Genomic DNA, 23521 nt, shown 5'->3' with positions numbered 1-23521 from the left:
TACCTGTCGTTCGAGGGACGGTCAGTTCTGTGACGCAGAGGCGTCCGGCGAAGATGGCGTCGCTGCCGGGGCGTCGGCGGCGGGCTTGCCGGCAGATGCGGCCTCATCAATGGTGATTGTCTTTTCGGCCGGAGCTTTCTTGACTTCCACGCCCTTGATGACGCTATCCTTCGGGGTCACCTTGGAGCCGGGCACGGCCCTTTGCAGGCCGCCAATGATGATTCTGTCGCCCGCTTTCAGGCCGCCTTCAAGGGCGCGCAGGCCATCAGGCTGCAACTGGCCAAGGGTGACATAGGTCTGGGCGACGACATTCTCCGCATTCACGGAAAGCACATAGAAGCCCTGCTGGTTGGAACTGAGGGCGCTTTCTGGAATCAGGATTGTATCCGTCGGCTTGCCAAGCGGCACACGCACGCGGGTGAACAGGCCCGGAAGCAGCTGCATGTTCTTGTTGGCGAACAGGCCGCGCATGGACAGTGTGCCCAGATTGGGGTCGATCTGCGGGGCGATGTAATCCAGATGGCCGGAATAGGGGAAACCCTGATCCGTCTGCATCCCGATCTCGACTGGCACGATGGAGGGGTCCTTGCGCAGGGTGGAGAGGGCGGAGCCGGCCTGCTGCATCCCTTCCTGAAGGCGCAGGGCCTGCTGTTCATTCACGGTGAACCAGACATAGATCGGGTCCAGCTGCACGATGGAGGCCAGCTTGGTGGGGCCATCATAGCCCACAAGTGCGCCAACATCCTGAAGATGGGCGGAGACGACGCCATCAAACGGGGCGGTCACTTCCGTATAGCCCAGCTGAATCTGCGACAGCTCAAGCGAGGCTTTGGCATTTTCAACATTGGCGATGGCCGCGTCGCGCTTGGCGCGCGCCACATCCAGCACGGCCTGGGAGGCAAAGTCTTTTGCGGCGAGCTGGTTCTGCCGGTTGAATTCGGCTTCGGCCTGCACCTGCTGGGCCTGGGCGGCATCCAGCGTGGCCTTGGCCTGTTCCACATTGGCCTTGTAATTGTCCTGCTCGATGACGAAAAGCACCGTGCCCTTCTTCACCGCCTGGCCATCGGTATAGTTGATGGAGCGCAGATAGCCCTGCACACGGGCGTTCAGATCCACCTCATTGATGGACGCTGTATTGCCGGTAAATTCCAGAAAGCGGGTCACGGGCTGGTTCAGCACCGGGGCCACCGTTACTTCCGGGGGCGGGGGCGGGACATAAGTGTTTTTCTCCTCGCCGCAGGCTGCAACAAGAAGGGTGGTGGCTGCAAGGGCGGCCCATCGCACATGCCTGGCTCCGGCCGCACCTGCCGCGCCGATTTGGCGGAGACCCTCTTTAACCCCTTCAAACCGTGTCATTCGTTGCCCCTCGGCCCTCAAGCTGCATTGCGCGAATTGTAAGGACGCAGCCGGGGTGAGTCTATGCGCGAAGAGGCAGCATAGGTTGAGTTGGGCGATAAAATGGCAGGTAGAAGAGTCTGTGCCACAGTGGATGACGCAAAATGAGAATTGCCAGTGTTAACAGGCTTTGGCTGACGTACAGGCAGGGCTTTGCAAAGGGCGTGCATACAGGGGATGCGCGCCCTCCCGAGGGGTTGATGTGCACCGGCCTTGACTTGAGGGCAGTGTGGGGGCAGCTTCCGGGCACTTGATATGAAGGGCGTTTGTGCGCCCTGTTCAACTTTTACGGACAAGCATGCGCAGCTATCTGGACTTCGAGAAGCCGGTTGCCGAACTCGAGGCCAAGGTCGAGGAATTGCGTAACCTTTCCGCTTCCGGTGACGGTGTCGCGATTGGCGATGAAGTCCAGCGCCTGGAAGCCAAGGCCCGCGATGCTCTCGCCAGCCTCTATGCCAATCTGACGCCCTGGCAGAAGACCCTGGTGGCCCGCCATCCCCTGCGGCCGCATTTCGAGGTTTTCGCGAAGGGCCTTTTTGAGGATTTCACCCCGCTGGCGGGTGACCGCAAGTTTGGTGAGGATGAGGCCATCATTGGTGGTTTCGCCCGCTTTCGTGGCGAGGCGGTCTGTGTGCTGGGCCACGAAAAGGGCTCCACCACGGAAACCCGCATCAAGCACAATTTCGGCATGGCCCGGCCTGAAGGCTACCGCAAGGCCGTGCGCATCATGGAACTGGCGGACCGTTTCGAGCTGCCGGTGATTTCGCTGGTCGATACGGCTGGTGCCTATCCCGGCATTGGCGCGGAAGAGCGCGGGCAGGCCGAGGCCATCGCCCGGTCCACCGATGTCTGTCTGGGGCTGAGCGTGCCGAATGTGGCGGTCATCATCGGCGAGGGTGGCTCCGGTGGCGCGATTGCGCTGGCCACGGCCAACAAGGTGCTGATGATGGAGCATTCCATCTATTCGGTCATCTCGCCGGAAGGGGCGGCCTCGATCCTGTGGCGCGACACGTCCAAGGCGCAGGAAGCGGCCACCAACATGAAGATCACCGCGCAGGACCTGCTGAGGTTCGGCGTGATTGATTCTATCGTGAAGGAGCCCATGGGCGGCGCGCATCGCGATCCGCATGCGGCGGTGGAAGCGGTGGGTGATGCCATTCAGGCATCTCTGGAAAGCCTGGCCGGGCAGGATGGCCAGAGCCTGCGCAAAGCCCGGCGTGAGAAGTTTCTCGCCATTGGCCGCAAGCTTTGAGGCCAGGGCCAGCCTTTCTGATGTGATTGCGGCGCCAGACAGGGCGCCGTTTTCATATCTGCCACCTTTGGGGCACCAGCGGGTGGCCCGGCGCGGTAACCATATGAGCCAAAAAAGCGGGCGGCTTATCTCATCTTGGCCGTATTTCGTCCCTCTCTTTGCTGGCCTGTAAAGCCGTAAGGCATCAGAGCCTCGCGGTTCGCGGCAGGGCTTGCGAATGGTAACGCTTCGTCAAGTCCGGTGGCGGAAAATAGGGTGAATGGGTATCCGGCCCGAAGGGGTGCGCGTGTGGGGCTGAGCAGGAGTCGGCATTGATGAGTTTCGCGTTGAGCCGTCCGAAGACATTCACATCACGTCTGCGTCTTGTGGCGCTGGCGGGTGTGGCTGCGCTGGCCCTTGCCGCCTGTAATCAGACCGATTCTGCCTCCCGCAAGGCCAACAAGCCGCTCTCTCCGCAGATGCTTTCTCTGCTGGCGCAGAAGGATATGGCCCCGGCCAGCCCCATTCTGGTGCAGATCTTCAAGGAAGAATCCGAACTGGAGGTGTGGAAGCAGACGGCGGATGGCACTTATGCGCGGCTGAAGACCTATCCAATCTGCCGTTGGTCGGGCGAATTGGGGCCGAAGAAGAAAATCGGTGATCGTCAGGCGCCGGAAGGCTTCTACACCATCACGCCCGGACAGATGAACCCGCGCTCCAGCTATTATCTGTCCTTCAATCTCGGCTTCCCCAATGCCTATGACAAGGCGCTGGGGCGCACCGGCGAGTTCCTCATGGTGCATGGGGATTGTTCGTCCGCCGGTTGCTACGCCATGACCGATGAGCAGATCTCCGAAATCTTTTCTCTGGCGCGAGAGAGCTTTGCCGGCGGGCAGCGCGCCTTTCAGGTGCAGGCTTATCCGTTCCGCATGACGCCGAAAAATCTGGCCCGCCATCGCAAGAATCCCAACATGCCATTCTGGAAAAATCTGAAGGAAGGGTATGACCACTTCGCCGTGACCCGGCAGGTGCCGAAGGTGGATATGTGCGGCTACAAATATGTTTTCGACGCCCAGTCCGCAGGGGGGCGGTTTGATGCTGCCGCGCCTTGCCCCAGCTATCAGGTGCCGCCGGTTATCGCCTCGGCTGTGGCCGGCAAGGCAAGACAGGACAATGCCCGCGTAACAGCGCTGAGCGGTAATGCGCCAGTCGCACCGGTGCGCACGGGCAAGGATGGTGGCATGCATCCTGTGTTTCAGGCTGAAATCAAGCGCCGGGAAGGGCAGGGCAGCTTCGCCTTTGCGCCCACCGCGCCGGGAACCGTGCCGGAAGTGGTGAACCCGCCCGGTGGAATGGAGGCGCTGCTGAGCGAGCCGGTTCCGCCCATGTCTGGCCCGCCATCAGAGGCTGAACGTACGGCAGCTGCTGCCCCCGCATCGCTGGAAACCGGAAGCGTTTCGCAATAGGCGGACGCTGCCAGATACCAGCCGGGATAGCCGGCGCTCATCAGGTGGAGCGGGCCTGATTCCAGATTTGTGACGCCCTTGTTGAAGGCCGGCCCCGTTGGAGGCCGGCCTTTTGTTTGGTCATCTCTTCTGGTTATGAGGCCGTTGGGGAGAGGCACAAAAAAACCACCCGGCACGGGGCCGGGTGATTTTAACGTATCTGGTGGTGGCCGCCCTCAGTTCAGGCTGCCGTGGCAGTGCTTGTATTTCTTGCCGGAACCGCACGGGCACAACTCGTTGCGCCCCACCCGGCCCCAGCTTTCAGGATTGTTGGGATCACGCTCCTCAGCGGGCACTTCCCCTGTCAGCATCGGGTCCGGCCGGGAGCTGAGCGCCGCGCCGGCCATGGACATTTCATCCTCGCCCGTGATCGCATCGGCATGATGAGCTTCCATCATGGGCGGTTCCATCATGGGCGGCGGCTCGGTGACGATTTCCACCCGCATGAGTTGGCTTGTCACCACTTCACGCAGATTGTTGAGCAGGGCAGAGAAGAGATTGAACGCCTCGCTCTTGTACTCGTTCAGCGGATCACGCTGGGCATAGCCGCGCAGCCCCACCACCTGGCGCAGATGATCCAGCATGGCGATATGCTCGCGCCAGAGATGATCCAGCGTCTGGAGCAGGATGGATTTTTCCACATAGCGCATCAGTTCCGGCCCGTAATGGGCGGCTTTGGCGGCCATGTGCTCATCGGCCTTCTGGAGAATGCGTTCTGTCACCTCGGGCCCGGCAATGCCCTCTTCCTGCGCCCATTCCTGCACCGGCAGATCCAGGTTCAGGCCCTGAAGCAGGGCCTCATGCAGGCCCTCCGTATCCCACTGTTCGGGATAGGCGTTTTCGGGAATGAATTTGAGGACGATATCGTTCACCAGAGCGTGGCGCATATCCACCACGGTCTCGGCGATATCCTCATCATTCATGAGTTCTAGGCGCTGCTCGAATACCACCTTGCGCTGGTCGTTCAGAACGTCATCATATTTCAGAACGTTCTTGCGCATGTCGTAGTTGCGCGCTTCCACCTTCTGCTGGGCCTTGGCCAGCGCCCGGTTGATCCAGGGGTGGATGATGGCTTCGCCTTCCTTCAGGCCCAGCTTTTGCAGCATGCCATCCAGACGGTCGGAGCCGAAGATGCGCATCAGGTCATCATCGAGCGAGAGGAAGAATTTGGAGTGCCCCGGATCGCCCTGACGGCCGGAGCGGCCGCGCAACTGGTTGTCGATGCGGCGGCTTTCATGGCGCTCGGTGCCGATGACATAGAGGCCACCGGCTTTGAGCGCCTCCTGTTTCAGCGCTTCCACTTCCTCATGGATGCGGGCTTCGGCAGCCTCGCGTTCAGCGCCTTCCGGCATATCCTTCAGCTCGACGGTGATGCGCATTTCAGCGGAGCCGCCCAGCTTGATGTCCGTTCCGCGGCCGGCCATGTTGGTGGCGATGGTGACCGCGCCCGGCACACCGGCTTGCGAGACGATGAAGGCTTCCTGCTCGTGATAACGGGCATTCAGCACGGCGAAGCTCTTGGCTATCCGCTTGCGGCCGGTGAAGGCTTCCGGGTCGGAAAAGTCCTTCTGTTTGAAGCCGGCCTTCTTGAGCAGCTCCGCCAGAATCTCGGATTTCTCAATGGAGGTGGTGCCGACGAGAATCGGCTGGCCGCGCTCCTCGCATTCCCGGATGAGATCAATGATGGCGTTATATTTCTCGCCGGCGGTGCGATAAACCTCGTCGTCATCGTCAATACGGGCCACCGGCACATTGGTGGGAATGGCCACCACGTCCAGCTTGTAGATATCGGCGAATTCGGCGGCCTCGGTATCGGCGGTGCCGGTCATGCCGGCCAGCTTCTCATAGAGGCGGAAATAATTCTGGAAGGTGATGGAGGCCAGAGTCTGGTTCTCGGGCTGAACCTTCACATGCTCCTTGGCTTCCAGTGCCTGATGCAGCCCTTCGGAATAGCGCCGGCCCGGCATCATGCGGCCGGTGAACTCGTCGATGATGACGACTTCACCATTGCGGACGATATAGTCCTTGTCGCGCTGGAACAGGGCGTGGGCGCGCAGGGCCTGGTTCACATGGTGAACGACAGACACATTCTCGATGTCATACAAGCTTTCGGATTTCAGCAGCTCGGCTTCCGAGAGCATTTGCTCCATCTTTTCCATGCCGGCTTCGGTCATGGTCACGGCGCGCTGTTTTTCATCGACCTCGTAATCCGACTTGTCGAGTCTTGGAATATAGGCGTCGATGGTGTTGTAGAACTCGGAGCGGTCGTCGAGCGGGCCGGAGATGATGAGCGGCGTGCGGGCCTCATCAATGAGGATGGAGTCCACCTCATCGACGATGGCGAAGGCATGGGGGCGCTGCACCATGTGCGCGCGCTCATACTTCATGTTATCGCGCAGATAATCGAAGCCCAGCTCGTTATTGGTGGCGTAGGTAATGTCGCAGGCATAGGCTTGGCGGCGTTCCTCATCATCCATGCCATGCACGATGATGCCGGTGGTGAGGCCGAGGAAGCCATAGAGCACGCTCATGGTCTCGGCATCGCGCCGGGCCAGGTAATCGTTCACCGTCACCACATGCACGCCCTTGCCGGCGAGCGCATTGAGGTAGACGGGCAGGGTGGCCACCAGCGTCTTGCCTTCGCCGGTCTTCATTTCGGCGATGGCGCCTTCATGAATCACCATGCCGCCAATGAGCTGCACATCGAAGGGGCGCATGCCCAGCGCGCGTCGCGAAGCCTCGCGCACGGTGGCAAAAGCCGGCACCAGCAGGCTGTCCAGGCTGGCGCCTTCCGCGATCTGGCGGCGGAAATCCTCAGTGCGGGCGCGCAGCGCCTCGTCGGAAAGGGGTTGCAGCTCCTTTTCCAGCGCGTTGATCGCCTGAACGCGGGAGCGATACCCTTTCACCCGGCGATCATTCGCCGAGCCGAAGAGCTTGCGGGCAAGTCCACCAAGCATGGTAATCTCTGTTCCGATCCGTCAGGCCTTCGGGAGAGCGAGGCTGCGCCGCCGGCTCCTTCAGGCAATGTGCGTGCCTATCGACACCCGCAATGCGGCGTCAGCAAGTCCGAACGCCGTCTGCGTGTGAGATGGCCTTCATCCCGTTGCGCGCCACCGGGCGAAAGGCCCGTCAGGAGAAAGCGCAGAGCGCGCATTTTCCTTGATGATTCCGCTGCCCGCTCATATGCACGGGCCGGCCTGAAGCATGCCGGCGCGCGTCTCCACCCTGTGTACGCAACATGCGGAGACTTATGAACCGCCCCGCGCAATGTCAATGTGACGGAGGCGGGGAAATGTGCCTGAAAATGCCGTTTGCCCGCCTTTATGGGCTCGTTCCCGCGTGAGGCCGCGCGTGAAGGGCACGCGTGCAAGCCGTGCGAGGTTGTCTGCTGTATTCGTGCGTGGAACTTGCTTTCGTCGGCAAACGTGCTATATGCCCCGCTCCCGTTGCACCCGGCCGGGGGCTGAACGGACGGCTTTGTATTGCCGCATGAATCCTTGAGTGGATTGGTGCGCTGTACAGGGCAGGGCCTCAGGCCCGGCGTCCCGTGTCTCCGCCTTCCGCGCTTCGCGCCTTTCGGAAAAGGCAAGAAGGGCTCGGCGCCGGTGTAATGGGGTGAAACGAAAGGCAAAGAAACATGGCGCTCTATGAGCACGTGTTCCTCGCGCGTCAGGACGTGTCCGCGCAGCAGGTCGAGGAACTCACCACCCGGTTCAAGGGTATCATCGAGGCGAATGGCGGCTCGGTCGGCAAGACCGAGTATTGGGGCGTGAAGTCCCTGACCTATCGCATCAACAAGAACCGCAAGGCGCACTTCACGCTCATGAACATCGACGCCCCTGCGGCTGCGGTGCAGGAGCTGGAGCGTCAGCAGCGTATCGACGAAGACGTGCTGCGCGCCCTCACCCTGCGCATGGAGGCTCTCGAAGAGGGCCCCTCCGCCATGCTGCAGAAGCGTGAGCGCGATGACCGCGGCTTCGGCGATCGTCCGCGTCGCGGCCCGCGTCAGGCCGAGTCCAACGCCAACTCTGCCCAGCAGAACGAAGGAGACAAGTGATGGCATTCGCTCCCTCCGGCGCCCGTCGTCCGTTCTTCCGTCGTCGCAAGACCTGCCCCTTCTCCGGCGCGAATGCTCCGAAGATTGATTACAAGGACGTGCGTCTGCTTCAGCGCTACATTTCCGAGCGCGGCAAGATCGTTCCGTCCCGTATCACTGCGGTGTCCGCCAAGAAGCAGCGTGAACTGGCCCAGGCCATCAAGCGCGCCCGCTTCCTCGGCCTGCTGCCGTTCGTGATCCACTGATCCGATTTGCCCGGCCCCGATGCTTTCAGCTTTCGGGGCCGTGGCGTCCGGCTCATCCGGTGATGGGCTGATGTGAGAGATGCGCCGCGGTATCGTCCGGGGCGTCAGTTGGGGTGAACCGCCTCTAACCGCGAACCGCGCGGGACAGCTTGTTCAGATGCTTCTGCTTCTTTTCATAGCCCTTCTGGCCGGGGCAGCTTCAGCCCTTCTTGCCGCCGGTGTCGCGGCAGGCTCGGTGCTGGCTGTGCCGCTGTTCTATCTCGCGCCCATGCCGGTTATGGTGGCGGGCGTAGCCTTTTCGCCGCTGGCCGCCCTTCTGGCGGCCCTGTTCGCGGCCATCGGGCTCGGCTTTTCCTTCGACAGTACATTTCTCATGGCCTATGTGGTCGGCATGGGCTTGCCCGCCGTGGGGCTTTCCTATGCGGCTCTTCTGGCGCGGGCGGAACCTGCCGGTGAAAATGGCCTGCTCTGGTTCCCGGTCGGCGGGCTTGTTTTTCTGTCCGCTCTTTTCGCCACGATCGGCGTCATCATCGCCATTTTGAGCATGTCCGGTGCGGATCATGAGAGTTATCGCACGACGGTCGTCAATCTGGTGGACGCTCTGGCGACAAGCCGGGCCAATGCGCCGCCGGAGCAGGAGATCGTGGAAACAGCGAATCTCGTCGCTCTTGTCCTGCCGCCCATGGCCGGTGTCGCCAGCATGCTTTCCCTGCTGGTGTGTCTGTATCTGGCCGGGCGTGCGGCGCTGGTTTCCGGCCGGCTGAACAGGCCCTGGCCCTCGCTGGCAGCGCTGCGCCTGCCGGGCTACGCCCTGCCATCCCTGGCCGCTGTTGCGGTGCTGTCCATGGTACCGGGCATGGTCGGGCTGTGCGCTTCGGTGGCGGTGGCCACGCTGGCGCTGGCTTTCATGCTGGCCGGGTTTTCCGTGGTCCACGCCATCACCATGGGCATGGGGCCGCGTTTCATCATTCTGGGTGTTGTGTGGGGGACCACGCTGCTGCTCGGCTGGCCGGCCATTATTCTGGCCGGATTGGGCTGCGCGGATGCCGTGCTGGACCTGCGCGCGCGCTTTGGAACAAACAGGCGGCCCCCGGCCGCCAATGACCGCTGATTTTTCAGCCTGAATTGAACATACGAACAAACGGAGACAGAACCATGGAAATCATCCTTCTCGAGCGCGTCGCGAAGCTGGGCCAGATGGGCGATGTGGTGAAGGTGCGTGACGGTTACGCCCGCAACTTCCTGCTGCCCACCGGCAAGGCCCTGCGCGCCACCCGCGAAAACCGCGTCCGCTTCGACAACATGAAGATCGAGCTGGAAGCCCGGAACCTGGAGCGTCGCCAGGAGGCTCAGGCCGTTGCGGAGAAGATGGAAGGCCAGATCGTCACCATGCTGCGTCAGGCCGGCGACAGCGGGCAGCTCTATGGCTCCGTCTCCACCCGTGACATCGCCGATGGCCTCACCGCTGAAGGCTTTACCGTGGATCGTTTGCAGGTGGTGCTGAACCACCCGATCAAGGTTCTGGGCCTGCATGTGGTGCCGGTGACCCTGCATCCGGAAGTCGAAGTCACTGTTACGGTGAATGTGGCTCGTACCGCTGACGAGGCCGAGCGTCAGGCCCGTGGTGAAGACGTGCGCACCGCCCGTGACGAAGATGCCGAAATCGAAGCCGAACTGGCCGAAGCCCGCGCCGAAGTGGCGGCCGAGCTTGAGGAAGAAGAAGGCGAAATCTGATCGCGAACAGCCGGGAGGGGGACTTCCCGGCTGTTATGGCGGTTCTGCGGCAGAACGTCGCGCATTTTGTGGCGCGGCGTTCATCGTCTGTTTGGAGTCCTTTCTATAAAAAGCGGCTTGGGTCGGGATTCGGCTGTGTGGTGTCCTGTGCTGCCATACGACAGGGTTCATGCCCCGGACTGATTGTGGTTGGGGGAAAGAATGGTCAAGCGGATTGCCGTTTTTGCGGCTCTGGTTCTCGGCTATGCATTTACCGGAATGGCGCTGAATGCCAGCCAGCCCGGCGATGCGCCAGCGACTGTGACGGCGCACAACAGCGCGGCGGATTGATTCATCCGGCATGCGCTCTGCGCGGCAGAGATGTTGCGCGGCAGGGGTATTTCAGAATTTTTATTCGCCCGCTGGCTTGAGGCCCGCGGGCGAATGTTTTTGACGAGAGCCAGGCCCTGTGGTGGCCCATGGCAGTGTTTGTGGTTGAGCCTGCTCCCACTCTCCGGCGTTCAAACCCGCTTCATTTTTGTTGCACATCTCAGCATGCCTTGCAGGGGAAGCCGCAGGGCCCAATATGATGCATCAGAAGGCCACGCTTCAGCGGTGTGCGGGCGGGCATCTTTTCGTGCAAATCAGAACACAGGAAACGCACCATGGCGCATGAGACCGAATTCTATATTGACGGCGCATGGGTGATGCCGGAAGTGCCTGCCTTCATTGACGTGGAAGATCCCTCCACGGAAAAGGTGTTCACGCGCATTGCCGCCGGAAGTGCAGCGGATGTAGACCGGGCCGTGGCGGCCGCCCGCCGGGCGTTCAGAAGTTTCTCGCGCACTACGGTGGCGGAGCGGCGTGAATTGCTGGCCGCGATTCTGGCGGAATACAAGAAGCGTTATGATGAACTGGCGGATGCCCTCTCCCGAGAGATGGGTGCACCCATGAGCCTGGCGGGCACCGCACAGACATGGATTGGCCAGGCGCATCTGGAAGAGATGCTGCGGGTACTGGAGACCTATCAGTTCGAGCATCAGCAGGGGCATCTGCGGGTGTTGAAGGAGCCGGTTGGTGTGGTGGGCATGATTACGCCTTGGAACTGGCCGCTGAATCAGATTGCCTGCAAGGTGGCCCCGGCCATTGCCGCCGGCTGCACCATGGTGCTGAAGCCGAGCGAGATTTCCCCCATCAATGCCCTGATCTTCGCGGAGATCATGGAGGCGGCCGGTGTGCCGAAGGGGGTGTTCAACCTTGTGAACGGGGATGGCCCTTCGGTTGGGGCACCGCTTTCGGCGCATCCGGATGTGGACATGGTGTCCTTCACCGGCTCCACGCGCGCCGGCATTCTGATTGCGAAGGCGGGTGCCGAGACGGTGAAGCGTATCCATCAGGAGCTGGGTGGCAAGAGCCCCAATCTTCTGCTGGCGGATGCTGATTTCGCAAAGGCCGTGCCGCGGGGCGTGGCGGGCTGTTTCGGCAATAGCGGTCAGAGCTGCAACGCCCCCACCCGGATGCTGGTGCCGCGGGACCGACAGGAAGAAGTGATCGAACTGGCGCGTCAGGCGGCGGAGGGGTTCATTCCCGGAGATCCGCGCAGCGAGAATGCCAATCTGGGCCCGCTCTCCAGCGCAACCCAGTTCCACAAGGTGCAGAAGCTGATTGAAGCCGGTGTGGCGGAAGGTGCCCGGCTTGTGGTTGGAGGACCGGGGCGGCCGGAGGGGCTGGAGGTGGGCTATTATGCACGCCCCACCATTTTTGCGGATGTGCACCCGGATATGCGCATTGCGCGTGAGGAAATTTTCGGTCCGGTGCTTTCCATCCTGCCCTATGACAGTGAGGAAGAGGCTATCGAGATGGCCAATGACACTGAATATGGGCTGGCGGCCTATATCTCTTCCGCCAATGTCGAGAAGGCCGAGGAGGTGGCGCGGCAGATGCGTGCGGGTTCAGTCTATATCAATAGCCCGGCCACGGATATCAGCGCTCCCTTCGGTGGTTACAAGCGCTCTGGTAATGGCCGTGAATGGAGCGTGTATGGGCTGGAGGAGTTTCTGGAGACCAAGGGCATTGTGGGCTGCCGGGCCTGAGCCTGTCGCCACAGGGGCCTGAAACAGGAAACGGGAGAGCAGGGGCCTGCTCTCCCGTTTTTTATGGGTGTTTCCTTGCACGGCGCAGCCGGCAAAAAGAAGGGCCGTTTCCGGCCCTTCTCGGATCATCCGTTCTTTTTCACCAGAGCGGCCTGCGCTGCGGCGAGGCGGGCAATTGGCACGCGATAGGGCGAGCAGGACACATAATCCAGCCCGATGCTTTCGCAGAAAGCCACGGAGGCGGGGTTGCCGCCATGCTCGCCGCAAATGCCCAGCTTGATGTCCGGGCGGGTGGCGCGGCCACGCTCTGCGCCGATCTTCACCAGTTCGCCCACGCCATCGACGTCGATGGAGACGAAGGGATCAATTTCCATGATGCCCTTCTGCACATAAACGCCCAGGAAGCTGCCGGCGTCATCGCGAGAAATACCGAGCGTGGTCTGGGTGAGATCATTGGTGCCGAAGGAGAAGAATTCGGCGCTCTTGGCGATTTCACCAGCCTGAAGGGCGGCACGCGGCAGCTCAATCATGGTGCCCACCTTGAAGGTGAGCTTCGCACCGGTTTCCTCTTCCACCGCCATGGCGGTGTTGCGGATCACGGTTTCCACGATCTTGAACTCGGCAGAGGTGGCGATCAGCGGCACCATCACTTCCGGCACCACGGCCTCGCCGGTTTCGCGGGCAGCAGCCACGGCCGCCTCGAAGATGGCGCGGGCCTGCATCTCGGCAATTTCCGGATAGGCGATGGCGATACGGCAGCCGCGGAACCCGAGCATCGGGTTCATCTCGTGCAGCTCCTTGTTGCGCCGGGTGATCTTTTCCGGGTCAACGCCAAGGCTCTTGGCCACCTCAAGGGTTTCCGCCTCGGTGTGGGGCAGGAACTCATGCAGCGGCGGATCCAGCAGGCGGATGGTCACCGGCAGGCCCTTCATGATCTTGAAGAGCTCGGTGAAGTCATCGCGCTGCATGGGCAGCAGCTTGGCGAGAGCCATGCGGCGGCCGGCTTCGTCCTCGGCCAGAATCATCTCGCGTACGGCGAGAATGCGACCCTGATCGAAGAACATGTGCTCGGTCCGGCACAGGCCGATGCCTTCCGCACCGAAGGAGCGGGCCATGCGGGCGTCAGCCGGGGTTTCGGCATTGGCGCGCACATTGAGGCGGCGGACCTTGTCAGCCCAGTTCATGAGCGTGGCGAACTCACCGGAAAGCTCCGGCTGCTGCATGGGCACTTCGCCCTTCAGCACCTGGCCGTTGCCACCGTCAATGGTGATGAGATCACCCTTCTTGAAGGTCTGGCCACCCACGGTCAGCGTCTGGGCGGCGCCGTCGATGCGCAGCGCACCCGCGCCGGACACGCAGGGCTTGCCCATGCCGCGCGCCACCACGGCGGCGTGCGAGGTCATGCCGCCGCGGGCGGTGAGAATGCCTTCAGCGGCATGCATGCCGTGAATGTCTTCCGGGCTGGTCTCGACGCGCACCAGAATGACCTTCAGGCCCTTCTCCTTGGCGGCCTCGGCCTCGTCGGCGGAGAACACGATGGAACCGCAAGCTGCGCCCGGAGAGGCCGGCAGGCCGGTGGTGAGCACGGTGCGCGCGGCCTTGGGGTCGATAGCCGGATGCAGAAGCTGATCGAGCGCGGCCGGATCGACGCGGCTGACGGCTTCTTCCTGGGTGATGAGCCCCTCATTGGCCAGCTCGACGGCGATACGCAGGGCGGCCTTGCCGGTGCGCTTGCCAGAGCGGGTCTGGAGCATCCACAGCTTGCCCTTCTCCACCGTGAATTCCATGTCCTGCATGTCACGGTAGTGGTTTTCAAGGATATGCGAGATCTTCTCGAATTCCTTGAAGGCCGCCGGCATGGCGGTTTCCATGGAGGGCTTGTCGGAACCGGCCTCGATGCGGGCCTGTTCGGTGAGGTTCTGCGGGGTACGGATGCCCGCCACCACGTCTTCGCCCTGCGCGTTCACGAGGAACTCGCCATAAAGGGCGTTTTCGCCGGTGGAGGGGTTGCGGGTGAAGGCCACGCCGGTGGCGGAGGTTTCACCCATATTGCCGAACACCATGGACTGCACATTCACAGCCGTGCCCCAGCTCTCCGGAATGGAGTGCAGGCGGCGATAGGTGATGGCGCGATTGTTCATCCAGGAGCTGAACACGGCGCCGATGGCGCCCCACAGCTGCTCTTCCGGCTGCTGGGGGAAGGGCTTGCCAAGCTCGGCCTCATACTTGGCCTTGTACTTGCCAATCAGATAGGCCCAGTCATCGGCAGTCAGCTCGGTGTCGAGCGTGAAGCCCTTCTCGTCCTTATAGGCTTCGAGAATTTCTTCATAATGGTGGTGCGGCACACCCATCACCACGTCGGAATACATGGTGATGAAACGGCGATAGCTGTCATAGGCGAAGCGCCGGTCGCCGGCGAGCGAGGCCACGGCTTCCACCGTCTGGTCATTGAGACCGAGGTTCAGCACGGTGTCCATCATGCCCGGCATGGAGGCGCGGGCGCCGGAGCGCACGGACACCAGAAGCGGGTTCTCGGCATCGCCGAAGGATTTTCCGGTGAGGCGACCGACTTCGGCCAACGCCTTCTCCACATCCCCCTTCAGCTCCGGGGGATAGGTGTGCCCGTTCTTGTAATAATAGGTGCACACCTCGGTGGGAATGGTGAAGCCGGGCGGTACGGGCAGGCCGAGATTGGACATCTCGGCGAGGTTCGCACCCTTGCCACCGAGCAGGTTCTTCATGTCGGCTTTGCCCTCGGCCTTGCCGTCGCCGAAGGTGTAGACCCATTTCGTCATCTAAGAGATCCCTTGTCGAGGGGGCTACTGGCATATTCAATGCGCGGATGCTTTAGCTCGCACGAGCAAAACCATCAACTGCGTAAAGCTCTTCCGTGCATCAAACTCGCCCTGCTTCGAGCAGAAACAGGCAAAAAAGTGAAGAGCCTGATGCAGGGGGGAGCCTCCTCGATGGGGGCTTAGCTATTTGGAAATCATCAAAAAAATCATTTTCGCCATGTCTGTGGGCTGAAATTTGCGGCGCGCGCGTTCACCATAATGAAACCTTTTGTGATGGCGATGCTGCGGTGCGCAAAAGTCCCTGTGCATCCGTCTTCGGCATTTTTTGCCGGCTGAGTCGCGGGGGATGCCTGCAATTCCGGCGGCTGTGCGCGGGGGCGCGCAGCTGCTGAACAGGATGCAGGCAAAGTTGCGTCAGCTTGCCCATGATCGAGGCTCTCATCGCCGCGAGGAATTGGGGTAGGATGGGGTCAGTATGGTGCGCCGCCAGATCCGGCGGGCCGACCGTGCGGCGGGAATGGAAGGAGAGCGGATGTCTGAGGAAAATGGAAAGGGGGGGACGAAGCTGCCCATAACTGCCCCCTCTCTTGCTTCCCCCGAGGTGCCGGCGACAGCCGGTGGTGCTTTTCTTTCAGCCTGGATGACACCGTGGACGGCGCTGGGCTCCGCCCTGACAGAGCAGATGCTGGCGCCGCTGGAACAGTTGACGGCTGGCCTGCCGGCTGTGCTCAACCCGCAAGGGGCTGATGGCGCGGTGGAGAAGGTGTCGCCTTCCGGGGCTCTGCTTCCGGCTCCGTGGGCGGGGGCCAATGTGCCGGTCAAATCCGATCCGGCCTTGCCGATTCCCATGATGCAGGGGCTGGCCGGCGTGCCTTCCATGCCGTCCTGGCCCATGGCGAACTGGTCGCTTCCCGCCACGGCGCATTCTTCTCTGTCTTCATTGCCCCTGCCGCGCCCTTATGAGGCGATTGCACAGCTTCTGGCCTCACTCTCTTGTCTGGATGATCCGGATTATGATGAAGGCCGCGGCCCGGAAGCGTTGCGGGCGCTGGATCGCAGCACGGCGGCGATGGTGGGGCGTCTGACCTCCGGCTTCTCGCCCACGGCGCTGGCGCTGGCCTGGCTGGATTGGGGCATGCACCTTTCCGTGGCACCCGGCAAACGCGCGGAACTGATGGTGAAGGCGTGGCGCAAGATGCTGCGCTTCACCGGCTATCTGGCCGCCGCCAGCCTCGACAAGAGCAAGCAGGATTGCATCCACCCTCTGGCCGGTGATGATCGCTTCCGTGCGCCGGAATGGCAGGAGTGGCCCTATCGGCTGTGGTATCAGTCTTTTTTGCTGAACCAGCAGTGGTGGCACAACGCCACCCATGGCGTGCCCGGCGTTTCGCCGCACAATGAGGCGGTCGTCTCCTTCCTGACGCGTCAGATGCTGGACATGTTCTCGCCCACCAACAGCCCTTTCACCAACCCGGAGGTGATCCGCAAGGCGCGGGAGACGGGCGGCGCCAACTTCGCCGAAGGTCTGCGCAATGCGGCAGAGGATTTCAGCCGCAAAATGGCGGGGCGTCCGCAGGTGGGCACCGAGAATTTCGTGCCGGGGCGTGATGTGGCCGTGACACCTGGACAGGTGGTTTATCGCAACCGGCTGATCGAGCTGATCCAGTACAGCCCGCAGACCGATGATGTGGTGGCTGAGCCGGTGCTGATCGTGCCGGCCTGGATCATGAAATACTATATTCTGGATCTGTCTCCCCACAATTCGCTGGTGCGCTATCTGGTTTCCAGGGGGCACACGGTGTTCTGCATTTCCTGGCGCAATGTGGATGAGACAGATCGCGATCTGGGGCTGGATGATTACCGCACGCAGGGCGTAATGGCCGCTCTGGATGCCGTGAGCGCGATTGCACCGGGCTTCAAGATCCACGCCACCGGCTATTGTCTGGGCGGCACCATCCTGTCGATTACGGCGGCGGCCATGGCGCAGGCGGGCGATGACCGGCTGGCCTCCATCTCCCTGTTTGCTGCGCAGACCGATTTCACCGAGCCGGGAGAGCTTCAGCTCTTTGTCGATCCGGCCGAACTCTATCTGCTGGAAAGCATGATGTGGGATCAGGGCTATCTCACCGCCGGGCAGATGGCAGGGGCCTTCCAGATGCTGCGCTCCAATGATCTGGTGTGGTCGCGCATGGTGAAGGAGAATCTCATGGGTGAGCGCGCGCCCATGAATGATCTGATGGCCTGGAATGCCGATGCCACCCGCATGCCCTATCGGATGCATGCGGATTATTTGCGCAAGCTGTTCCTCAACAATGAGCTGGCGGCAGGGCGTTATGAAGTGAATGGACGGCCGATCTCCCTGCTCAATGTGCGCGCGCCGATCTTCGCCGTGGGCACGGAGCGGGACCATGTTGCGCCGTGGCGCTCCGTCTACAAAATCCACCAGCTTACCAGTTCGGAGATCACCTTCGTGCTCACATCCGGCGGCCACAATGCCGGCATTGTGAGCGAGCCGGGCCATCCGCGTCGACGCTATCGCATCCACACCACGCGGGCGCAGGAGCTGCATATGGGCGCTGAGCAGTGGGTGGAAGCCAATATCCCGCATGAGGGTTCGTGGTGGCCGGCATGGGAGGAATGGCTCACCGCGCATTCCTCGTCCGGGCGCTTCAGCCTGCCTCCCATGGGTGCGCCGGGCTATGAGCCGCTGTGCCCCGCGCCGGGCACTTACATCATGCAGCGCTGACAGGCTGAAAAGACAGGGGCGGGCCGGAAGGTCCGCCCTTTTGTGCTTGAGGGAGGCTCAGGGCACCAGAACGGCCGCACCCTGAAGTCGGCCATGGCGCAGATCATCCAGCGCCTCGTTGGCCTTGGCGAGCGGGTAGGGGGTGACATGGGGGGTGAGGCCCACCTGTGGAGCCAGCGCCAGAAACTCATGGGCGTCCTCACGCGTGAGGTTGGCCACCGAGAAAATCTTCCGCTCTTCCCACAGCCAGCGATAGGGAAAGGCGGGAATATCGCTCATATGAATGCCGCCACACACCACGCGCCCGCCCTTGCGCACGGCGCGCAGGGCCTGTGGCACCAGCTCACCCGCCGGGGCGAAGATGAGCGCCGCATCCAGTTCCACCGGGCAGGGTGCATCGGAAGGCCCGGCCCATGCCGCGCCCATGCTGCGGGCAAATGCCTGCGCGGCTTCATCGCCGGGGCGGGTGAAAGCATAGAATTCGCGCCCTTGCCAGCGCGCCACCTGCGCAATGATATGGGCCGCTGCGCCAAAGCCATAAAGCCCGATGCGCTTGCCGTCGCCAGCCATCTTCAGCGTGCGCCAGCCGATCAGCCCCGCACACAGCAGTGGCGCAAGGGCGGTATCCTCTCCCTCTTCTCCCATGGGATAGGTGAAGCTGGCGTCGGCAATGGTGTGGGTGGCGAAGCCGCCATCGCGGGTGCAGCCAGTGAACTCCGGCGTGTCGCAGAGATTTTCCTCATGCGCTGCGCAATAAGGGCAGGTGCCGCAGGCATGGCCCAGCCAGCCCACGCCCACACGCTCACCCATTTTCAGATGGGTGACACCCGCGCCCAGCTTGTCTACCCGGCCTACAATTTCATGGCCGGGCACGATGGGCAGGCGGGTTTCCGGCAATTCGCCATCCAGCACGTGAAGATCCGTGCGGCAGACCCCACAGGCCAGAACCCTGATGCGCACCTCGCCCGGTCCGGGTTCCGGCATGGGGCGATGCTCCATCTCCAGCCGGCCGCCGGGTTTGTTGAGAACCATCACATCCATGACGCATTCCTTTTGCTGGGGCAGACGGAAAATGAGAGGCTGGCTTAGCTGCCCTCGTCACCCGGCGCGCCCAGCACGCGAGAGACGATGCGGGCGGTGAAATCCACCATGGGCACGATCCGCCCGTAATTGAGCCTTGTGGGGCCGATGACGCCCAGAACCCCCAGCACGCGGCCCTGCCCGTCGCGATAGGGCGCAACAATGGTGGATGAGCCGGAAAGCGAGAACAGCCGGTTCTCCGAGCCGATGAAGATGCGCAGGGCCTGGCCTTCCTCCGCCCGGCCCAGCAGATCCACCACTTCGCTCTTGGCTTCCAGATCATCAAACAGCAGGCGGATGCGCTCCAGATCCTCCAGCGCATGCAGATCTTCCAGCAGCTTGGCCTGTCCGCGCACGATCAGCTTGCGCTCATGGGGCGCGCCATCCGACCAGGAGGCGAGGCCGGCCTCCACCACACGCGCGGTCAGCGAATCCAGATCGTTCTGCAATTCGGCTCGTAAATGTTCCATTTCGGCGCGGGCTTCCGCCAGGGTGCGGCCGCGAATATGGGCGTTGAGGAAATTGGTGGCTTCGGTCAGCGCCGCAGTCGGCAGGCCGGGAGGCAGGCTTAGAATACGGTTTTCCACCTGCCCGTCTTCCGAAACCAGAATGACCAGCGCCCGCCCCGGATCCAGCGGAACGAATTCCACATGGCGCAAGGCCGGGTCGGTCTTGGTAGCGGTCACCACGCCGGCTCCGCGGGTCAGGCCCGAAAGCAGGCTGGTGGCCTCCTTCAGCACGCCTTCCACCGTATTGGCGCGGGCGGCGGCGGCCATTTGCGCCTCGATGCTGGAGCGGTCGCTCTCATTCACATCGCCGATTTCCATCAACGCATCCACGAAGAAGCGTAGGCCCCTCTCCGTGGGCAGACGCCCGGCGCTGGTGTGTGGCGCATAGATGAGGCCGGCGGATTCCAGATCCGCCATCACATTGCGCACCGAGGCGGCGGAAAGCTGCATGGGCAGCAGGCGCGCCACATTGCGCGAACCCACCGGCTCTCCCGTGGCCAGATAGCTTTCCACGATCTGCCGGAAGATCTCGCGGGAGCGGGCATCAATCTGCGCCAGAGCGCCGGCCGTGGTGGAGAACAGCAGATCACGCATGGCGAGCCTTTCCGGTGACATCACCCCTATATGTGACATCACCCTTATATGTGTCGTCACCCTTAATATGTGTCGACTTGCACTCATGGCTTCAAGTTTCGTTGTGCTTGCGCCGCCATCCTCCTAAAAGGGGCGCCACACGGCTCAAGATGAATGAGGTTTCCCATGCGCCCCAGCAAGCGCGCCGCCAATGAAATGCGCGCAGTTTCCTTCGAGCGGGGCGTGATGCGCCACGCGGAAGGCTCCTGCCTCGTGAAATTCGGCGATACCCATGTGCTGGTTTCCGCCACGCTGGAAGAGCGCCTGCCGCCATGGTTGAAGGGCCAGGGCAAGGGCTGGGTCACGGCGGAATATTCCATGCTGCCGCGCGCCACCCATGACCGGACCCGCCGCGAATCGTCCGTCGGCAAGGTGTCCGGCCGCACGCAGGAAATCCAGCGCCTGATCGGCCGCTCCCTGCGCACCGCCACCGATCTCGTCGGTATGGGCGAAAAGCAGATCACGGTGGATTGTGATGTGTTGCAGGCCGATGGTGGCACCCGCACTGCGGCCATTACCGGGGCGTGGGTAGCCCTGCATGATTGCTTCGAGTGGATGTATTCGCGCTCCATGGTGCGCCAAAATCCGCTGAAGGATCATGTCGCTGCCGTCTCCTGCGGTATTTATGACGGCACGCCGGTGCTCGATCTGGATTATGCCGAGGATTCCACCGCCGAGACCGACGCCAATTTCGTGATGACCGGCTCTGGCGGCATTGTTGAAATTCAGGGCACGGCCGAGAAGACCCCCTTTACCCAGGATGAATTGCTCTCGCTTCTTGGTCTGGCGCGCGAAGGGGTGGACCATCTCGTGGCGCTTCAGAAACAGGCGCTCAAGTGATGGGTCGCATTCTCGAAGGCAAGGTGGTCATCGCCACCCATAATGCTGGCAAGCTGAAGGAAATGCGCGAGCTGCTCGCGCCTTATGGCATTGAGCTGGTGTCTGCTGCGGAACTGAACCTGCCCGAGCCGGAAGAGACCGAGAATACCTTTGCCGGCAATGCTCGCATCAAGGCGGAAGCGGCGGCGCGGGCGGCGCAGCTTCCTGCTTTCGCCGATGATTCCGGTCTTGCGGTGGAAGGTCTGGGCGGTGCGCCCGGCATTTTCAGCGCCCGTTGGGCCGGGCCGGAGAAGGATTTCGCCGCCGCCATGGCCAAGGTGCATCATGCGCTGGAGGCCACCGGCGCCAAAAGCGGGGCAGAGCGGGCGGCCCGCTTCGTCTCGGCCCTGTGCGTGGCCTGGCCGGATGGGCATGTGGAAGAGTTTCTTGGCGAGGTGAAGGGCGAGATCGTCTGGCCCCCGCGCGGCGAGAAGGGCTTCGGCTATGATCCGGTTTTTCAGCCGGAAGGCCACACCCGCACCTTTGGCGAAATGAACGCCGAGGAAAAGCACGGCTTGCCCCCGCTGGGCGAGGGGCTCTCCCATCGCGCCCGCGCTTTTCTGAAACTGGCTGAGGGCTGCCTGAAAAGCGCCTGAAAAAAGCCTGAAAAAAGCCTGAAATATACCATCCGCCCTTGGCGGGTGGTTTTCAGGTTGTGTGCTTTCTGCAACTATGTGCCGCCGGGTCAGTTACAATCAGGCGGGGGCGCATGATTTGCAGAAAGCGGAACATTATCTTTGTGCACATTCCCAAATGCGGGGGCACATCCATAGAAAATGCCTTGTGGCCGCATGAGGCGGACCGCACCGAGGCCAATCTCTGGATGGGTTTTGTGCGGCCCATGTACAACAAGTACCAGACCGGTGGCTTGCAGCATCTCACGGCGCAGCAGATCCGCACCGAGGTGGGGTCTCAGCTTTTCGAAACCTGTTTCCGCTTCGCAATTGTGCGCCATCCGCTGGCGCGGCTGATTTCGCAATACAGATATATGGCGTCACGCCCGGATCTGCGGGATTTTGTCGGCCTGCCGGAGCATTTTGATTTTTCCACCTATCTTGATGCCATCTTCGCGAAGGCCCATGTGCAGTGGACGCCACATCATGTCTTTCTTCGGGATGAAGAGGGGCGCATGCTGGTCAACCAGATCTACAAGCTGGAAACCCTCTCGCAGAACTGGCCGGTATTCTGCGCCGATCTTGGCGTGCGTATCCCGCTTCTGCATGACAATAAAAGCGCTCATGTGTCGCAACCCAGGATTTCTGCGGCCGACCGGGCGCGGGTGGAAGAGTTTTATGCGGAAGATTATGCCCTTCTGGATTATGCGCGCTGAGGCAAGGCGCTGCCCCGTCACAGTATGGGCGGCAATGTGGGTCTCGGCGGCATGAGCGCGCGGCCTCAGCTCTCGCGCGCACCGGAAGGTGGCTTTGGTGTGTATGTGCACTGGCCCTTCTGCCGCGCCAAATGCCCCTATTGCGACTTCAACAGCCATGTGCGGCGTGATCCGCCCGACCAGAACGCCTATCTGGCGGCCTATCGGCGGGAAATCGCCCATATGCGGGAGCTGACCGGCCCGCAGCAGGCGGAAACGGTCTTCTTTGGTGGTGGTACTCCCTCGCTGATGGAGCCGGCGCTGGTGGGCGGCATATTGGAGGCCATCCATGCGGCCTGGCCCCTGGCTGCGGATGCTGAAATCACGCTGGAGGCCAACCCCACTTCGGTGGAGGCTGCCAATTTCATGGGCTATGGTGCGGCGGGGGTCAATCGCGTCTCGCTGGGTGTGCAGGCGCTGAATGATGCCGATTTGCAGGCGCTGGGCCGCATGCACAGTGCGGTTGAGGCGCTGGAGGCGGTGGGCGTGGCGCGCCGGGCCTTTCAGCGCGTTTCCTTCGATCTCATTTATGCCCGCCCACGCCAGACCCCGGAGCAATGGGCGGCGGAATTGGCCCGCGCGCTGGAGGAAGGCTGCGAGCATTTGTCCGCCTACCAGCTCACCATCGAGCCGGGTACGCCCTTCGAGCGGCTTTATGGCGCCGGTAAGCTGCTTCTGCCGGACGACGATCTCTCCCGCGCCTTGTGGGATGTGACACAGGATGTGACCCGTGCCGCCGGGCTTCCCGCCTATGAGATTTCCAACCATGCGCGGCCGGGGGCGGAGGCGCGGCATAATCTCGTCTACTGGCGCTATGGCAGCTATGTGGGCATTGGGCCGGGCGCGCATGGGCGCATTCTTTCCAGCCGCTCCGGCGATAATCTGGGCCGGCGCGCCACTTTTATCGAGCGCATGCCGGATGCCTGGCTGGCGCGTGTGGCGCAGGAGGGGCACGGACTGGTGAGCGATGAGCCGCTGACCCCCGCCGAGCAGGCCGATGAAATGCTGCTGATGGGTATGCGCCTGCGCGAAGGTGTGGATCTGGCCCGCTATGAGCGCCTCTCCGGCACGGTGCTGGATGAAGGGCGCATCGCCATGCTGGCGGAAGATGGCTTCGTCCGCCGCGAAGGCGACCGGCTGATGGCGACGGAACAGGGCTTTCCGGTGCTCAATGGGGTGCTGTCGGCACTGGTGGGCTAGGCTTGCACGGCCTTCATGCACAGGCCGGTGTGGCCGGCCGTGCTGCGGGGGTGGGCGAAGCACGTTAACAT

Annotated in this window: 18 protein-coding genes; 13 read left to right on the top strand and 5 right to left on the bottom strand. The window is 62.3% G+C overall.

What is annotated here, in order from left to right; translation table 11 throughout:
- Positions 1-21 precede the first annotated feature (21 nt).
- The gene (locus ACT6QH_RS10690; RefSeq protein WP_444974815.1) at positions 22-1284 is read right to left on the bottom strand and encodes an efflux RND transporter periplasmic adaptor subunit; all 1263 of its coding nucleotides are present in this window, start codon (positions 1282-1284) and stop codon (positions 22-24) included.
- Positions 1285-1693: 409 nt separating this feature from the next.
- Here ACT6QH_RS10690 and ACT6QH_RS10685 point away from each other — a divergent pair, with 409 nt between their 5' ends.
- Together ACT6QH_RS10685 and ACT6QH_RS10680 are read left to right on the top strand one after the other, a co-directional pair.
- Positions 1694-2647, top strand: coding sequence for an acetyl-CoA carboxylase carboxyltransferase subunit alpha (locus tag ACT6QH_RS10685; RefSeq protein ID WP_444974814.1), 954 nt, complete (start codon positions 1694-1696; stop codon positions 2645-2647).
- A 314-nt stretch (positions 2648-2961) separates the two neighbouring features.
- Positions 2962-4092, top strand: a complete 1131-nt coding sequence (locus ACT6QH_RS10680; protein ID WP_444974813.1) for a L,D-transpeptidase family protein — start codon at positions 2962-2964, stop codon at positions 4090-4092.
- Between the two features lie 215 nt (positions 4093-4307).
- Here the strand turns inward: ACT6QH_RS10680 and secA are convergent, their stop codons facing one another.
- Positions 4308-7088: a preprotein translocase subunit SecA gene (gene secA, locus ACT6QH_RS10675; RefSeq protein WP_444974812.1), complete on the bottom strand. Its 2781-nt coding sequence runs from the start codon at positions 7086-7088 to the stop codon at positions 4308-4310.
- 680 nt (positions 7089-7768) lie between these two features.
- Here secA and rpsF point away from each other — a divergent pair.
- From rpsF to ACT6QH_RS10645, 6 genes are all read left to right on the top strand, one after another.
- On the top strand, positions 7769-8188 hold the full coding sequence (gene rpsF, locus ACT6QH_RS10670) for a 30S ribosomal protein S6 (protein ID WP_444974811.1): 420 nt from the start codon (positions 7769-7771) through the stop codon (positions 8186-8188).
- A complete protein-coding gene (gene rpsR / locus ACT6QH_RS10665; protein ID WP_444974810.1) occupies positions 8188-8433 on the top strand; it encodes a 30S ribosomal protein S18 in 246 nt (81 codons plus the stop codon). The genes rpsF and rpsR overlap by 1 nt, the downstream gene beginning before the upstream one ends.
- A 157-nt stretch (positions 8434-8590) precedes the next feature.
- The gene (locus ACT6QH_RS10660; protein ID WP_444974809.1) at positions 8591-9544 is read left to right on the top strand and encodes a YybS family protein; all 954 of its coding nucleotides are present in this window, start codon (positions 8591-8593) and stop codon (positions 9542-9544) included.
- A gap of 44 nt (positions 9545-9588) precedes the next feature.
- Complete coding sequence (gene rplI, locus ACT6QH_RS10655) at positions 9589-10167, top strand: 50S ribosomal protein L9 (protein ID WP_444974808.1); 579 nt, start codon at positions 9589-9591, stop codon at positions 10165-10167.
- 201 nt (positions 10168-10368) lie between these two features.
- Positions 10369-10497, top strand: coding sequence for a hypothetical protein (locus tag ACT6QH_RS10650; RefSeq protein WP_444974807.1), 129 nt, complete (start codon positions 10369-10371; stop codon positions 10495-10497).
- A 314-nt stretch (positions 10498-10811) separates the two neighbouring features.
- A complete protein-coding gene (locus ACT6QH_RS10645) occupies positions 10812-12239 on the top strand; it encodes an aldehyde dehydrogenase family protein (RefSeq protein WP_444974806.1) in 1428 nt (475 codons plus the stop codon).
- 125 nt (positions 12240-12364) lie between these two features.
- On the opposite strand, the gene ppdK is transcribed toward ACT6QH_RS10645, so the two are convergent.
- Positions 12365-15034, bottom strand: a complete 2670-nt coding sequence (ppdK, locus tag ACT6QH_RS10640; protein ID WP_444974805.1) for a pyruvate, phosphate dikinase — start codon at positions 15032-15034, stop codon at positions 12365-12367.
- 532 nt (positions 15035-15566) lie between these two features.
- On the opposite strand from ppdK, the gene ACT6QH_RS10635 reads away from it, so the two are divergent.
- A complete protein-coding gene (locus ACT6QH_RS10635; RefSeq protein WP_444974804.1) occupies positions 15567-17780 on the top strand; it encodes a PHA/PHB synthase family protein in 2214 nt (737 codons plus the stop codon).
- Between the two features lie 57 nt (positions 17781-17837).
- Here ACT6QH_RS10635 and ACT6QH_RS10630 read toward each other — a convergent pair whose 3' ends face one another.
- Entirely contained in the window at positions 17838-18821 is a 984-nt protein-coding gene (locus ACT6QH_RS10630) for a zinc-dependent alcohol dehydrogenase family protein (RefSeq protein ID WP_444974803.1), read from the bottom strand.
- 44 nt (positions 18822-18865) lie between these two features.
- Positions 18866-19963 carry a heat-inducible transcriptional repressor HrcA gene (gene hrcA / locus ACT6QH_RS10625; RefSeq protein WP_444974802.1) on the bottom strand — a complete coding sequence of 366 codons (1098 nt, stop codon included), beginning with the start codon at positions 19961-19963 and terminating at the stop codon, positions 18866-18868.
- A gap of 165 nt (positions 19964-20128) precedes the next feature.
- On the opposite strand from hrcA, the gene rph reads away from it, so the two are divergent.
- The 4 genes from rph (at position 20129) to hemW (ending at position 23450) form a co-directional block, all read left to right on the top strand.
- A complete protein-coding gene (gene rph, locus ACT6QH_RS10620) occupies positions 20129-20842 on the top strand; it encodes a ribonuclease PH (protein ID WP_444974801.1) in 714 nt (237 codons plus the stop codon).
- Complete coding sequence (rdgB, locus tag ACT6QH_RS10615) at positions 20842-21477, top strand: RdgB/HAM1 family non-canonical purine NTP pyrophosphatase (protein WP_444974800.1); 636 nt, start codon at positions 20842-20844, stop codon at positions 21475-21477. The genes rph and rdgB overlap by 1 nt, the downstream gene beginning before the upstream one ends.
- Positions 21478-21590: 113 nt before the next feature.
- Positions 21591-22211 (top strand): sulfotransferase family 2 domain-containing protein, encoded by a 621-nt coding sequence (locus tag ACT6QH_RS10610; protein WP_444974799.1) that lies wholly within the window; start codon positions 21591-21593, stop codon positions 22209-22211.
- A gap of 51 nt (positions 22212-22262) precedes the next feature.
- Positions 22263-23450 carry a radical SAM family heme chaperone HemW gene (gene hemW, locus ACT6QH_RS10605; RefSeq protein WP_444974798.1) on the top strand — a complete coding sequence of 396 codons (1188 nt, stop codon included), beginning with the start codon at positions 22263-22265 and terminating at the stop codon, positions 23448-23450.
- Positions 23451-23521: the final 71 nt, after the last annotated feature.

Source organism: Haloleucobacter albus (assembly GCF_052492075.1).
Note: the sequence above shows the minus strand (reverse complement) of the source record. Positions and strands in the feature narration are given on the sequence as shown.